General features: G+C 56.5%; 14 protein-coding genes and 1 pseudogene. 9 read left to right on the top strand and 6 right to left on the bottom strand.

What is annotated here, in order from left to right:
- The 4 genes from B2R48_RS15450 to B2R48_RS15465 all read left to right on the top strand — a co-directional run.
- Positions 1-541, top strand: a 541-nt coding sequence (locus B2R48_RS15450; RefSeq protein ID WP_297002181.1) for an ImuA family protein, incomplete at its 5' end; no start/stop codon positions are given.
- Positions 453-2,081 (top strand): Y-family DNA polymerase, encoded by a 1,629-nt coding sequence (locus tag B2R48_RS15455; protein WP_297002183.1) that lies wholly within the window; start codon positions 453-455, stop codon positions 2,079-2,081. The genes B2R48_RS15450 and B2R48_RS15455, both read left to right, overlap by 89 nt.
- 14 nt (positions 2,082-2,095) lie before the next feature.
- Positions 2,096-5,458 (top strand): error-prone DNA polymerase, encoded by a 3,363-nt coding sequence (locus B2R48_RS15460; RefSeq protein ID WP_297002186.1) that lies wholly within the window; start codon positions 2,096-2,098, stop codon positions 5,456-5,458.
- Positions 5,459-5,576: 118 nt separating this feature from the next.
- Positions 5,577-6,299 (top strand): GNAT family N-acetyltransferase, encoded by a 723-nt coding sequence (locus B2R48_RS15465; RefSeq protein ID WP_297002193.1) that lies wholly within the window; start codon positions 5,577-5,579, stop codon positions 6,297-6,299.
- An 89-nt stretch (positions 6,300-6,388) separates the two neighbouring features.
- Here B2R48_RS15465 and B2R48_RS15470 read toward each other — a convergent pair.
- Positions 6,389-6,670, bottom strand: a pseudogene (locus B2R48_RS15470) (TRAP transporter large permease subunit); the annotation flags it as partial.
- Between the two features lie 153 nt (positions 6,671-6,823).
- On the opposite strand from B2R48_RS15470, the gene B2R48_RS15475 reads away from it, so the two are divergent.
- The 4 genes from B2R48_RS15475 (at position 6,824) to B2R48_RS15490 (ending at position 10,182) form a co-directional block, all read left to right on the top strand.
- The gene (locus B2R48_RS15475; protein ID WP_297002198.1) at positions 6,824-7,150 is read left to right on the top strand and encodes an aspartate/glutamate racemase family protein; all 327 of its coding nucleotides are present in this window, start codon (positions 6,824-6,826) and stop codon (positions 7,148-7,150) included.
- A gap of 75 nt (positions 7,151-7,225) precedes the next feature.
- A complete protein-coding gene (locus B2R48_RS15480; protein WP_297002201.1) occupies positions 7,226-8,161 on the top strand; it encodes a glucosaminidase domain-containing protein in 936 nt (311 codons plus the stop codon).
- Between the two features lie 107 nt (positions 8,162-8,268).
- On the top strand, positions 8,269-8,907 hold the full coding sequence (locus B2R48_RS15485; protein ID WP_297002204.1) for a CDP-alcohol phosphatidyltransferase family protein: 639 nt from the start codon (positions 8,269-8,271) through the stop codon (positions 8,905-8,907).
- A 171-nt stretch (positions 8,908-9,078) separates the two neighbouring features.
- Positions 9,079-10,182 (top strand): ABC transporter substrate-binding protein, encoded by a 1,104-nt coding sequence (locus tag B2R48_RS15490; RefSeq protein ID WP_297002207.1) that lies wholly within the window; start codon positions 9,079-9,081, stop codon positions 10,180-10,182.
- Positions 10,183-10,242: 60 nt separating this feature from the next.
- Here the strand turns inward: B2R48_RS15490 and B2R48_RS15495 are convergent, their stop codons facing one another.
- From B2R48_RS15495 to B2R48_RS15515, 5 genes are all read right to left on the bottom strand, one after another.
- Positions 10,243-10,590, bottom strand: a complete 348-nt coding sequence (locus tag B2R48_RS15495) for a hypothetical protein (RefSeq protein ID WP_062957574.1) — start codon at positions 10,588-10,590, stop codon at positions 10,243-10,245.
- 284 nt (positions 10,591-10,874) lie between these two features.
- Positions 10,875-11,147, bottom strand: a complete 273-nt coding sequence (locus tag B2R48_RS15500) for a GIY-YIG nuclease family protein (RefSeq protein WP_297002211.1) — start codon at positions 11,145-11,147, stop codon at positions 10,875-10,877.
- Positions 11,148-11,317: 170 nt separating this feature from the next.
- Positions 11,318-12,100 carry an SDR family oxidoreductase gene (locus B2R48_RS15505; protein ID WP_297002214.1) on the bottom strand — a complete coding sequence of 261 codons (783 nt, stop codon included), beginning with the start codon at positions 12,098-12,100 and terminating at the stop codon, positions 11,318-11,320.
- Positions 12,101-12,222: 122 nt separating this feature from the next.
- Complete coding sequence (locus B2R48_RS15510) at positions 12,223-12,879, bottom strand: 2-dehydro-3-deoxy-6-phosphogalactonate aldolase (RefSeq protein WP_297002216.1); 657 nt, start codon at positions 12,877-12,879, stop codon at positions 12,223-12,225.
- Positions 12,880-12,882: 3 nt separating this feature from the next.
- Positions 12,883-13,830 carry a 2-dehydro-3-deoxygalactonokinase gene (locus B2R48_RS15515; protein ID WP_297002219.1) on the bottom strand — a complete coding sequence of 316 codons (948 nt, stop codon included), beginning with the start codon at positions 13,828-13,830 and terminating at the stop codon, positions 12,883-12,885.
- A gap of 511 nt (positions 13,831-14,341) precedes the next feature.
- On the opposite strand from B2R48_RS15515, the gene B2R48_RS15520 reads away from it, so the two are divergent.
- Positions 14,342-14,964, top strand: a 623-nt coding sequence (locus B2R48_RS15520; RefSeq protein WP_349676150.1) for a peroxidase family protein, incomplete at its 3' end; no start/stop codon positions are given.

A 14,964-nucleotide genomic window follows, 5' to 3' on the forward strand; every position in this document is an offset into this window, starting at 1 on the left:
CCCATCTGCCCCGCCACCCGGCAAGGGCATCTTCTGGATCCGGCAGCGTCGCGCGCTGGATCAGGGCGGTTTTTATGCCCTGTCCCTGCCGATGGCGGCCCTTGAAACCGAACCGTTGATGATGACGGTGGATCAACAGGCCACCGCCCTTTGGACCTGTGAGGAGGTGGCAAAATCCGGTCAGGTCCGTGCGGTGATCATTGAAACCACCGACTATGACCTGACCACCGCCCGGCGCCTGCAACTGGCCTGTGAAAGTGGCGGCACACGCATCATTGTTTTGCGCCCGCTTGCCAGAAACGGGCGCATTCCGACCTCAAGCGCCTGGACGCGCTGGCAAATCACACCTGTAAACGCATTCGCTCCAACAGAACGACCAACAGGAAACGACCATCATCTCAGCCTGATCGGGGGACGCGGGGTCCGACCGGGAAGCTGGAAAGTCAAAACCGATGCAACAACGTTTTCTTTATCTGTGGCTGACCCACTGGAAAACCGACTGTCAGAAGCCTCAACACAAGACAGGCACCTCCACGCCTGATCAGCCCCGCGATGTTGACAGTCAGAAAACTGCCCCACAGGCCTCAAAGGCACAAGCCACCCCGCACGTGATCACCCGCAGTGACCACAAGGGTGTGCTGGTCTGTGGCCTGAATGCAGCGGCGCAAAAGGCAGGATTGCACGGTGGCATGCGCCTTTCTGATGCGCGCAGTATCCTGCCCGATCTTCAGGACAGCCCTGAAGAGCCAGAACTCTGCGATGGCAAGTTTGCCCGACTGGTGCGCTTCATGGACCGCTATAGCCCATGGATTGCGCCGGATCGGGACCTGCATGCGCATGGGCTTGATGGGGATGCGGGCATGTGGCTTGAAATCACTGGCGGCAGTCATTTGTTTGGCGGCGAAAGTGCGATGATCAAACAGATCCTGCGCGACATGAAAGCCCAGGGCATTGCTGCCCGCGCCGCCATTGCCGATACCGCCGGGGCGGCATGGGCCGCGGCGCGTTGCCATCCATGGAACGAACGCATTTTATCCCTGCCGCGTGATCACGGGGTTGCAGCGGGTTTTCCGGTATCGTGTCTGCGGCTATCTGATGACATCATCGCGGTTCTGGCCCGTCTTGGCCTGAAACACCTTGGCGATATCACGCCCCTGCCGCGTGCCAATATCACCACCCGCCTTGGCCCGGATGTGTTGCATCGCCTTGATCAGTTTTATGGCCGCCTGCCCGAACATCTGAATTTCGAGCTGCCCGATGCGCCGTGGCTGATCAAACAAAGCTTTGGCGAACCATTGGGGAGTGCAGACACGCTGGCGCATGCGATTGAAAGCATGGTGGCCGAGCTTTGCGCCAAACTGCGCGATGAAAACCTTGGTCTGCGGCGCCTGATCGTCCGGTCCATTCGGGTCGATGGCCATACCCATACCATCACGACCACAACTGGCACGCCCTGCCAGTCCGAAAGCCATATCCTGCGATTGCTCGCGGAAAAGATGCCCGGTGTTGATACCGGGTTTGGCATCGAACAGGTGATTGTCTATGCCCCGTGGGTCGAACATGTTGCCTTTCGTCAGGTCCGCCTTGATCGCAAGCAGGATGACAGCAGCGATGCCATTGCCTTGGCCGAGTTGCTTGATCGCATTGCCCACCATCTGGGCCCCAAGGACATTTTGTATCGCCCGGCCCATCATGCCAGCCACCTGCCCGAACGGGCCGCCATCCGGCAGCCGCCGACCGGAACAATCAAACCGGCACGTCTTGCGGATGCGCCCTTGCCCAAACGCCCGGTGCGTCTGATTGATCCGCCTGAACCGGTCGATGTCATGGAACGCAGTGCAACCGGCGCGCCAATAAAGCTACGCTGGCGCAAGATGATGATTGATGTTCTGCGTGCGGACGGGCCAGAGCGCATCTGCCCGGAATGGTGGACCCATCTGGACCGGGATAATTACGCCCTGTCGCATATGACACGCGATTATTTCCGCATTTGCGATCAGAAAGGCCGGTTGATCTGGCTGTTTCGCAGCGGTCATGCCGGGCAGGATATCTGGTCGGTGCATGGTTTGTTTGCCGGGTGATGTGATTTGATGCCATGACCAAGCAAACCAACAGTACAGCCGATCCGGCCTATGCCGAACTGCATGTCAGCAGCAATTTTTCCTTTTTGCGTGGGGCCTCGCATGCGGAGGAACTGGTGCTGACCGCTGCCACCAAGGGCCTGCATGCAATTGCGATTACCGATCACAATACGCTGGCCGGGGTGGTGCGCGGCCATACCGCCCATCGCAATTATGCCGACCGGTTGAACTACATTGTTGGCTGTCGGCTGGACCCGATGGATGGACCATCCTTGCTGTGTTATCCGACGGATCGGCAGGCTTACGCGCGGCTGTGCCGCTTGCTGACCCTTGGCAAGCGCCGCGCGCCCAAGGGATCGTGCGAGATTTATCTTGCCGATATCGTCACCCATGGCGAAGGCCTGCTGTTTATCGCCGTGCCGCCACAGGTGCCGGGTGACGCCTTTCGCTCTGAGCTGATCAGTTTGAAAACGCATTTCGAAGATCGCCTTTGGCTGGCGGTCGGGCGGTTTATGGACGGGTTTGACAGCGAACGATTGGAATTTACCGAAATGGTCGAGGCCGATCTTGGCATTCCGGCCGTGGTGACCAATGACGTGCATATGCATTTACGATCGCGCAAACCATTGCAGGATGTCCTGACTTGCATTCGCCATCACTGCACGATTGAGGATGCCGGATACCGTTTATTCCCCAATGGCGAACGCCATATCAAATCGCCGCGTGAAATGGCCCGTTTGTTTCCGGGTCACCCGCACTGGTTGGCCCGCACCGTCGAGATTGCCGATCAATGCAGCTTCAGCCTTGATGAGCTGCGCTATGAATACCCCGATGAAAATGACGGATCGGGTGAAGGAACCCAGGAACGTTTGACCCGCCTGACCTGGGAAGGCGCGCATAAACGCTATCCCGATGGTGTGCCCGACAAGGTCAAAAACCTGATCGAGACAGAGCTTAAACTGATCGACGAGCTGGGCTACGCCCCCTATTTCCTGACCGTGCATGACATTGTCGCCTTTGCCCGGTCCCGTGGCATTTTGTGTCAGGGGCGCGGGTCGGCTGCCAATTCATCGGTGTGTTTTTGTTTGCATGTCACCTCGGTCGATCCCAACAAGGTGGAATTGCTGTTTTCGCGCTTCATCAGCAATGCACGTAATGAACCGCCCGATATCGATGTCGATTTTGAACATGAACGCCGCGAAGAGGTTATTCAGTTCATCTATGAACGCTATGGCCGCGACCGGGCCGGGTTGACCGCCACGGTGATTTCATACCGATCGCGCAGCGCCATTCGCGATGTCGGCAAGGTGTTTGGCCTGTCCGAAGACACTATCGTCAAACTGACCAAAACCATCTGGGGATCCAGCAGCAAGGGCGCGCATGACAATATGATGCGCCAATCCGGCATTCATCCCGATGAACCGCGCCTCAAGGCCGTTCTCGATATCGCGGGCGAGTTAACCGGCTTTCCGCGCCATTTGTCGCAACATGTTGGCGGCTTTGTCATCACGCGCGGGCCGCTTTGTGAACTTTCGCCGATTGCCAATGCCGCCATGGCGGACCGCACCACCATTGAATGGGACAAGGATGACATTGATGCGCTGGGTATCCTTAAGGTCGATATCCTGGCCCTTGGCATGCTGACCTGCATCCGAAAGGCCTTGGATGAGCTGCGCACGCACAAGAACATCGATTATGATCTGGCCACCCTGCCCAAGGAAGACCGGGCCACCTATCGCATGCTGGAAAAGGCCGACAGTATCGGCACCTTTCAGGTGGAATCACGCGCGCAAATGAGCATGCTGCCGCGTCTTAAACCGCAAAGCATTTATGATCTGACCATTCAGGTCGCCATCGTCCGCCCCGGCCCGATCCAGGGCGGTATGGTCCATCCGTTTTTGCAGCGGCGCATGGGCCGCGAAAAGGTCGACTACCCGTCCCCGGAACTCGAAGCGGTATTGAAACGCACCTGCGGTGTGCCGCTATTTCAGGAACAGGCGATGCAGATCGCCATTGTCGCGGCGGGCTATTCCGGCGGAGAGGCCGATAACCTGCGTCGTGCCATGGCAACGTTCAAGCGCACCGGCACCATTGGCGAACACCGGACCAAGTTCATCAATGGCATGCTTAAAAACGGCTATGACATGGAATTTGCCGAACGCTGTTTCAAACAGATCGAAGGCTTTGCTGATTATGGCTTCCCCGAAAGCCATGCCGCGAGTTTTGCCATTCTGGCCTATGCGTCGTCCTGGCTGAAATGCCATCACCCGGATGTGTTTTTATGCGCGCTTCTGAATTCGCAACCGATGGGGTTTTATGCCCCGGCACAACTGGTCAATGATGCGCGCAATCACGGCGTGCGCGTGCTTGAAATCGATATCAATCACAGCTTCTGGGACAATCAGCTGGAACGCGAACTGGGCCGAACCGCGGGGTATCATTCCGTGCGGCTTGGGTTCCGGCAGATCAAGGGATTTGGCGAGCTTGATGCCCTTGCCCTGATTTCCAACCGGCCCGATGGCGGCTTTCAGGATGTCTATCTGATGGCACGCCAGACGGGGCTGAGCCCGGCCGCGCTTGAAAAACTGGCCGAGGCCGATGCGTTCGGATCGCTGGGCCTTTCCCGGCGCGAAGCGCTTTGGGCTGTGCGACGGTTTGGCAAGGGCCGCAAGGCACCAGCAAGCCTGCCCCTGTTTGAGGCAGCCCAGAACTTTAACCACAATATGGGGGTCTCGGCCGAATTCGGTGCAGAGGCGCCTGTGGATCTGCCGGTCATGGGCCCGGGCGAAGAGATCATCGAAGATTACGCCAGCCTGCGCCTGTCGCTTAAGGGCCATCCGATGGCGATGCTGCGTGATGCGCTTGGCGCTGCCGGGGTGTGCACGGCAAGCGACATTGCCAACGTGCGAGACGGCCAACGCCTGACCCATGCGGGCTTGGCGATTGTTCGCCAGCGCCCCGGCACGGCATCGGGGGTTGTTTTCATCACCCTTGAGGATGAAACCGGCATCACCAACCTTGTGGTCTGGAGCAAGGTGATGGAACAACACCGTCGCGAGGTGATGACCGCCACTGTTCTGGGCGTGACCGGCAAATTGCAACGCGAAGACGGGGTGACGCATATCATCGCCGACAAGCTGGTCGATCTGACCCATATGCTGCAATCCATGAGCGAGAACACAAAAATCGCGCGCGATGCCAACAACCATCCGCGCAACCTGCGTTGGGCCAGCCCGCGCACCGCCCTGCCCACACAGGATAATGCGTCTGCCACCACATCCCGCCCTGCTGGTGATCTTGATCAGCTGGACTCAAAACCGGACAGCAGCACCACCAGCCACAAGCGCCTTAAGATCGACAGCCATGATTTCCACTGATTGATTGGCAGCCACGATTGGCACCATCACATTTGTAAAACTGGCACTGGAACAGAGGACCAATTCCAACCATCCTCCTGATCAGAAACCACACTCTATCAGACCAACAGGAACCACCATGACCAAGCCCCACAAAGATATCTTTGGCAAACCTGTCGGCCACCCGGTTGAAAACTGGACCGGATGTGCTTTGCCACCGCGCAGTGACATGATCGGTGCCCACGTCATCGTAAGCCCGCTTGATATCGCCCGCGATGCAAGGCAACTTTTTGAGGCCAACGGCAAGGCGTCTGACGGATCACGCTTTACCTATCTTCCGACCGGGCCGTTCGCGGACTTCGATGCCTACAAGGCATGGCTTGCAAGCATGACAGCCAACGATGACCCGATGCTGCATACCATCATCGACAAATCCACCAACATGGCCGTCGGGGTTGCCGCCTTCATGCGGATGGATCAGAACAATGGCGTGGTGGAAATCGGCAATATCAACTATGCCCCGGCCCTGTCGAAAACCATTGGCGGGACAGAGGCGATGTATCTGATGATGAAGCGCGCCTTTGATGAGTTGGGCTATCGCCGCTATGAATGGAAATGCGACGATCAGAACGCACCGTCACGTGCCGCCGCCACGCGGTATGGCTTTACCTATGAAGGCACGTTTCGCAATCACATGGTCTATAAGGGGCGCAACCGCGACACCGCATGGTTTTCCATAACCGACAAGGAATGGCCGGAAATCAAAGCCGCGTTCGAGGCGTGGCTGGCAGCTGAAAACTTTGATGCGGATGGCCTGCAACGCGCATCACTTAGCACCTTGATGTCCACGCACAGATCATAAATCCCCCGACCGTACCCCGGTCCAATCCCGGCACCGTGAAACAAAAAACACCCCTTGTCCGTGACAAGGGGTGTTTTTGCATCGTTGATTTATCTGTTGATCATCAAACCGGGCAGGAAGGTCGCGATTTCCGGCCAGATCGTGATCAGGATCAAACCAAACAACAGCAGGAAAAAGAACGGCAATGACGCCTTGGTAACGGTCAGAATGTCCCGGCCACTCATGCTTTGTAGAACAAACAGGTTAAAGCCGACCGGCGGGGTAATTTGCGACATCTCGACCACCAGCACCAGATAGATGCCAAACCAGATCGGATCGAGACCGGCACTCTGGATCATCGGCAAGGCCACCGACGACGTCAGAACAATCATGCAGGTCGTGCGGGTTGCTGACATCAAACTGCCGCCCGATTGTCGCACTGGTCACCGAAGACGAGCCAGCAACGGCGGCCATCACCCCACAGAATATTGACGTGCAACAAACGCCCCAGCAACCAGCTTACCCATGGGGCAAGTCCCTTGAACATGTCCTCGGACAGGCGCGAACGAAACAGGATTGCCCCCATCCGGGCCCTTGTCGAGAAGTATGGCAAGACCAGACAACTGGCGAGTGTACGCGCACATGAACAGGAAGTTTTGGGCGCACATTCGGACGTCGGTGGAACAATCGCGGCCTTCCGCGAGCTGATCGACAAAGCCGTTCATGAAGACGGTGCCGAGATCATCATTCTGGGTGGTGCTGTCACAGCGGGGATGAAGCGCAAATTGCAACCGACATCGCCGGTTCCGATCCTTGATGGCCTGGATTGTGCCATTCGATATGCCGAAAAGCTTCATTCTTCCCGCGCCTGACCGGCCTTGGACAAAACATGGTAAATACATGCCCTTGGGGTTAGACTTCGCATAACCAAGTGCGGGAGAAAAGCCATGTTAAACAACACCCTTACACGAATAAAAACGTGGATTGCAGGCCTTGTTCTGTCAGCTGTGGTTATTGTCGGCCAGACGGCACATGCCGATATAACCTTACCGCCACCAGCAGAACGTGACGTCATCGAAGTCAATATTCATGGCTATGATCAGCTGGCCCACCTGTTTGATGATCTGAACTACACACTGGATCAATGGAACGCTGGCGAACGTGTTGTCCCCCGCCTTTTCCTGCAAACGATCCCGACAGTCTGGCGTGACGAACTTGCCGATCAATTGACGGTCGAAGCAAAGAAACGCACCTTCTTTCGCACACTCGGACCGCTAACCTTGCTTGCAAACGAGGAAATCGCCCTGCAACAACGCGCACTTCGCGAAGCCATCGACAATAATGACAGCGACATCATTGCCGAACTGGCCAAACAATACCGTGTTGAAACCGCCCCCGACGATCCCACCACAATTGCCGAGCTTGAAAAACGCATTGCACCGGTTCCCGCATCCCTTGCCATGGCCCAGATGGCGATTGAAAGCGGCTGGGGAACGTCGCGTTTTGCCGCCCTGGGCAATGCGTTATTTGGTCAGTGGACGTATGGCGACGACGGCATCACACCAAAAGAACAGCGCAGCCATCTTGGTGATTACAAGATCGCGGCGTTCGACACGCCGTTCGGGTCTGTTCGGGCCTATATGAAAAACCTGAATACCGGTTCGGCCTATCAGGAATTTCGAGACAAGCGTGCGAAAATGATCGCCAATGAAGAGCCGCTTTCGGGAACCGCCCTTGCAGAGACCCTGACCCGTTATTCCGAAAGGGGTGAAGAATACATCAAGGACGTTAAGGCTGTTATTCGCCAGAACAACCTTGGCCACGCAGACGATGCCGTGCTTGACGACGGCCCCTACTACTATCTGATCCCGACAGGTGACTAAGCACGACTGCGCCTTCTGCTTCACCAGAAACCAACGAACTGGTGATTTTGATTAAGCCATACTTGCGCTTATAGTCGCCGTTCCAACGCATTAACCGGAAAAACCATATGTTTGACGCCCGCCTGCGCCCGCTGATCGATATGCCCCTGAATGCAATTGCGCGCTCGCTTTCGGGCACGGGCATTACCCCCAACATGATCACAGGGTTCGGGTTCTTGCTTGGCATTCTGGCGGCAGTCTGCCTTGCGCTTACCCTTGATTACGCTGCCCTTGCGCTGATCCTTGCATCGCGTTTCATGGACGGTCTGGATGGTGCGGTTGCCCGGCACGCGGCCCCGCGATCACGCCATCCCGGTGCCAAAAGTCAGGAAAGCGACCTGGGCGGGTATTACGACATCGTATCGGATTTTCTGTTTTATTCCGGCATCATTCTGGCCTTTGCCATCGGTCGGCCGGAACACGCGTTGATGGCTGCTTTCCTGATTTTCTGTTTTGTCGGGACCGGGTCAAGTTTTCTGGCGTATGCTATCATTGCCGCCAAACAGGGCCGGAGCGACGACCAAAGCCAGGGCAAAAAAAGCTTCTATTTTCTGACCGGCATCACCGAAGGCAGCGAGACGATATTCGTTTTATGCCTGATATGTGTTTTCCCGGCCTGGTTTGACACAATTTCCGCCATTTTTGGCGCCCTTTGCCTGATGACGACCTTTGGGCGCGTCAGCCAGGCCAGACGTGACTTTGCATAAAGTCAGGACTGATAAATTTTAGTGCAATGGCAACAGCTTGAAACGCATTCGTGAAACAGCCATATCGAGCTTATCAAGTACCCCTGCCCGCCCGGACAGGAAACGTCAAAGCAAACCGTTGCCCGAAAAGCCAAGCGCCCCGACCGCTTGGGAAAAACAGCAAGGAATAGAATGCGATCATTGAAGTTTCTATGCGCTGCCCTTGTCGGGTCCTTTTTGCTGGTTGCCTGTGATCAGTCAGGCCCGATCAAAATCGGCTTCATTGCCGGCCTGTCCGGCCCGGGTGCAGATGCTGGTACTGACGCACTTGATGCGCTGAAACTCGCAGCCCAGCAAGTTAACGGCGAAGACGGCATTAACGGCCGCATGGTCGAAATCATCCCCCGTGACGATCAAAAAACGCCAGAAATTGCCCAAAGTCACGTTCGTGAATTCAAACGCCTGGGCGTTGATGCGGTTGTTGGCCCGATCATCAGCTCTATCGGTATGGCAATGCTGCCGGTGATCAATGAACTGGGTGTGGTCACGGTTTCACCCACCGTTTCTGCCGCCGACTTTGCCGGTTTTCGCGACAACCTGTTTCGCATGAACTCCACGACCCGCGAAAATGCGCGCGCCTATGCCCGACGCTATATCGCGTTGGGTCATGAACGGGTCGCTCTTGCCCTTGACGGACAAAATCAGGCATTCGCCGATAGCTGGTATCGTGAGTTCCTTCTGGAACTTGATGCCCTTGACGGGCGCGTGGTTTCAAAGGTCTGGATCAATGTCGACGATGCCACACACGCCAGCGCAGCCGCCGAATTGCTGAGAAATAATCCTGATACCATTGTCCTGATCACCAATAGCGCAGATGGCGCCCGCATGGCACAGGAAATACGCAAGCTGGCACCCGACATTCCGTTGGCGGCGGCTGAATGGGCGGGCTCGCAGGCCCTGATTGAATTGGGGGGCGAGGCGGTCGAAGGATTGGAACTGGTGCAGGCCTATGATCGCTATGACACCAATCCGCGCTTTCAGAAATTCATCAAAGACTTCAGTGATATGTTTGGCCGCCAGCCCGGCTATACCGCTGTCCTGACATATGACGCTGCCACGGTTCTGTTTGCCGCACTGCGCACCAAGCACCCGGAACAGTCACTTGCAGACGCCCTGACAAATCTGCCGCCGCAACAGGGTTTGCATCAGGAGCTGGTGTTTGATGCCTTTGGTGATGGCAATCGCAACATCTATTTCGTGGCCATTCAGGACGGAAAGTTCATCCGGGTCGACTAAAAAAGCCCTGCACAAGCAGGGCTTTTCGTATCGGCTTGGTCAGGGTCCTTGTGACCAGTCCTAGTGATCACTTTCCTCAAGGAAATGGTCGCCAAGGCCGGTATCATATTCCATGCCTTCCTTGGTCAGAACGATACTGCCCGGATAACCTTCCTTGACCAGTCCCTTGCGGGTCAGTGCGACCCAGACAGCCGGGTTGTCAAAACCGCTGGCATCGCGGGCGGCCACTGTGAATTTGCCAACATGAACATGATCGCCATGGGCGTGGGGCACACGCAGAAGCGTTGCTTCGCCGGTGGCCTCGTCAATCTTCCCGGAATTGGGGTCTTTGGCAATGACCTGTGCGAGCACAAGGGTGCGCAGCTGCAGCTTGTTGAGTTTCAGCGGATTTTTGCGAACGAATGCCATGATGAATGATACCCCGGTTTAGATGCCTAATTTGCTAGAGCCTGTTGCGATTAGCTTGTACCGCTTTTGCCAAGGGCAGTCCTCTGTCCAGCAAGGAAAGGGTCGCAGAGCGCAGCGGTGCTACGGTCAAGACCCTTGACGCTGCAGGGCTAAGGAATGTCCCGGCCCGGAGGGTTCGCCAAACGCGAACAAAAGTTATGCAAGCTAATCGTAACAGGCTCTGGGACATATCTGTTACTTGGCGCGATGATGCAAGTGCTGATTTGGGCACCATCAAAAACGGCCTAACCGCCCGCCAGCATCCGGCGCAACTTGCGATCCCGCTTAAGATGCCATTCGCGGCTCATCGCCTGCCCGAATGTGCGGAAGCGTTCGACATAAACCAGTTCCCACTGGCGCCCACGGGTGGTCTTGGCCCCCTTGCCGCTATTATGCGTCGCAAGACGGGCCTCGACATCAGTCGACCAGCCAACATAGGTCCGGGGCAAAGTGGCCTTACCCTGCCCCGGCCTGAAATCACGTTCGCGCAGCACGTAAACAAAGGTGAATGACGCCATGCTAGCACCACCCTTTGTGTTGGGCTCTTGGTGATATGTTGGATTTCGTCACAGGGCGTGTCGAAAATGCCTGTTTGCGAGAACCGGCGCGCAGCGTACTTGACGTACGTGAGCACCGGAAGCGCAGCAAATGGGTGTTTGCAGACCGTCCTGTGACGAAAGGCGACATATCAGCCCATGGTGGAGTTGAAGGCTCCGCCATCAAGCAGAACATTCTGCCCAACCATGAATTTCGCATGCTCGCTGCACATGAAGGCACAGGTCGCCCCGAAATCAAGCGGATCACCAAACCGGCCCGTGGGAAGACCCGCCTGGGTTTTGGTGCGTGCCTCTTCCAGCGAAATGCCTTCGGCCTTGGACTTGTTGGTCATCAGCGCATTGATACGGTCCGTGTCGTGCTGGCCCGGCAGAAGGTTGTTCATAATCACCCCATCCTTGGCCACCTGGCGCGAGGTCCCGGCAACAAAGCCGGTCAGACCGGCACGGGCACCGTTCGAAAGGCCCAGATGCGGGATTGGTGATTTAACCGAACCTGACGTGATATTCACAATCCGGCCCCACTGGCGCGAAATCATGCCCGGCAGAACCGCAGTCGCCAGCAGGATCGGGGTGAGCATGTTCGACTGAACGGCAGCTTCCCATTCCTTCTGGCCCCAGTCGGACCACACACCCGGGGGCGGACCACCGGCGTTGTTCACAAGAATATCCGGCGCATCGACAGCCGCCAGAACCTTGTTACGGCCTTCTTCGGTTGTGATGTCGCAGGCGACCGTTGTGACATTCACGCCATAGGTATCACGGATATATTCCGCGGTTTCAGCAAGCGGCCCTTCGGAACGCGCATTGAGCACAAGATCAACACCGGCTTCGGCCAGTTTGATCGCGCAGCCACGACCAAGCCCCTTGGATGAGGCACAAACGATGGCCTTGCGGCCCTTGATTCCAAGATCCAATGGATCCTCCCATGTTCAGGAATTCAGACAATGGCAGGAATTTAGCCCGCACGCCCCCAAGGGTCAAACGCACTTCCATAATCTGGAATTATTTCAAAACCGAATGCTCCGGAACGGGCCCTTCAGCCAAACACCGCATCATGCGCGCGGACATAGGCAATCGCCGCCTTTGAGACATCCCCCGCCGTCATGCCGGGCTTATAGATGCCCGAACCAAGGCCAAAGCCATCGCAGCCCGCCTTGGCATAGACGCTAAAATCATCCGGGCCGACGCCACCAACGGCATAAACCGGCACATCTTTTGGCAGGACAGCGCGCATTGCCTTGATGCCCTCAGCGCCGATGATGCTGGCCGGGAAAATCTTAAGCCCGTCGGCCCTGGCCTTGATCGCGGCAAAGCATTCGGTGGGCGTCAAAACACCGGGCCAGGAGCCCATACCAAGTTCCTTGGTTTTGGCGATCACCTCGATATCGCAGTTGGGCGATACGACGAATTCACCGTTCGCCGCCTTCACATTGGCAACGTCATCGGTGGTCAAAACCGTGCCCGCCCCGATCATTGCGGCATTCCCGACCGCCTCTTTCATCGCAGAAATGCTTTTAAGCGGTTCGGGGGAATTTAGCGGCACCTCGATCATCGTGATCCCGGCATCGACCAGCGCGCGCGCCATATCGGTGGCCTCATGGGGCTGCACACCGCGCAGGATCGCAATCAGGCCACGGTGATTTTTGCCAGTTGCGGCATCGGTAATCTGTTCTGCGACATAGGAGGGTGCCATGGATCAATTTTCCTTTGAGGCCGATGAGGCCGAAATAAGTGTGCCATACGCCTGACGCAGGCCCGCAAGCGTAATCGCCGCCCCGTCCTGAAGGGCGGCCTTGTGATGATGCACGGCCAAGGCCGCCTGATACAGCGATGCCAGCTTGCCCGCCCCGATCAGGGCAATATTCTCGCCCGGCTGCAGCAGACCAAGAACATCCGCGACCTCCGTACCAATTACGGTTCCCGACAAAACCGATGCCCCCGGCGGCACCGAAGCACCAGCGGGCGCAACAAGTGCCCCGGCCCGCACGCCAAACAAGCTATGCAAGAATGCCGTCGGTTGTGTGGCTGCGCGCCTTACCGCATCGGCAAAGGCACCATCGTCCCAGCCGTCATCCACCGAATGCTGCAAAATGGAGTTTTGCGACAGCAGCGCAAAGACTTCACCACTCATATAGGTGCGAAACGCCGTGATCCTGCCATCTGAAACCCGGGCCCATTTCGAATGGGTTCCGGGCAAACAGACCCACCCGGAAAATTCAGGATGTCCTGCCATAAAGCCGACCAGCTGGGTTTCCTCGCCGCGCATAACATCGGCATCGCCGCGCTGACACAGACCGGGCAGGATAAAAACCGAAATGCGAGGATCACTCACCTTTGGCGCAACCGCCCCTTGTGCCAGATCCGAAGGCCGTGCTGGCACATCGCAATAAGGCGCTTCCAGCCAGCCTTGCTTGGCCCCGGCCATGCCACAAATCACCACAGGCAGCTTTGCCGCATCCGCCGCCAGCCAATCCTCGATCAAACCGACTAAAACGTTTTCGAATGAAAGTTTCGGATCGCTGGCAATCGCATTCATGCCAAGCGGGCTTTCAACGGTACCAAGGATGTTACCGCTATCATCAAGCCCCCAAACCCGAAGATTGGACGTCCCCCAATCAACCGCGATCCATGAAAGATCCCCCATGGTCGTGCTTAAATTCTGTGAAGAAGCGTTCAACGCCCTGCCCTTTGATAATTGTTTTCCGCGACCTGTCGCGGCGTTTTATTCCTCATACAATTTGCAGCATCCCCGGTCAATCACAGAGCCCGCCTCCAAACACCATGACCGCGCAAACGCACGAAATGTCATCGTAAAAAACTATCATAAACACATAAAATAACTATTTCCCCTATCATACTTGCTGTTGGTAGGCTTCACACATTGATGGGAAACCCCATCGCATCGGATTGAACAGACCGTGTCATGTTGCGATCTTTGAGTTGAGCATTACCTACAACATGAAACCTTAACGCATATTATCTGGTTTCATCACGCCGGTTTTGGTTAAATCAATTCAGGGAGAAACGACCAAAGGGTGCCGTAAACAACGGATCGGAATTTGTTGTTTGCCAGAACGAAGTCAAGGCACCCACTGCGACGCGATACGGGTCCAGGAGCTGTTTAAAACATCTCAGCCACGACGGAGAGAGAAAAAATGGACGGAAAACATACCGCAGGGAAATGTCCGGTAATGCATGGTGGCATGACCGAGACGGGCAAATCAGTAAGCGACTGGTGGCCAAAGACGCTTAATCTCGACATTCTTCACCAGCACGACACCAAGGTGAACCCCTATGGTGAAGACTTCAACTATGCCGAAGAATTCAAGAAGCTCGACCTTGAAGCCGTCAAGACCGACATCAAAAACCTCATGACCGACAGCCAGGACTGGTGGCCGGCCGACTGGGGCCATTATGGCGGGCTGATGATCCGTATGGCATGGCACTCTGCCGGGTCGTATCGCTTGGCCGATGGCCGTGGCGGCGGCGGCAAGGGCAACCTTCGTTTCGCCCCGCTGAACTCCTGGCCTGATAACACCAACCTTGATAAGGCGCGCCGTCTTCTCTGGCCGATCAAAAAGAAATACGGCAACAAGCTTTCCTGGGCCGACCTGATCATTCTGGCCGGCACCATGGCCTATGAGTCGATGGGTCTTAAGGTCTTTGGCTTTGGCGGTGGCCGCGAAGATATCTGGCACCCGGAAAAGGACACCTATTGGGGCGCCGAACGCGAATGGCTGGCCCCATCTGACAATCGTTATGACGATGTCTCCAAGCC

The organism is Thalassospira sp. UBA848 (genome assembly GCF_002295455.1).
Lineage (GTDB): Bacteria > Pseudomonadota > Alphaproteobacteria > Rhodospirillales > Thalassospiraceae > Thalassospira.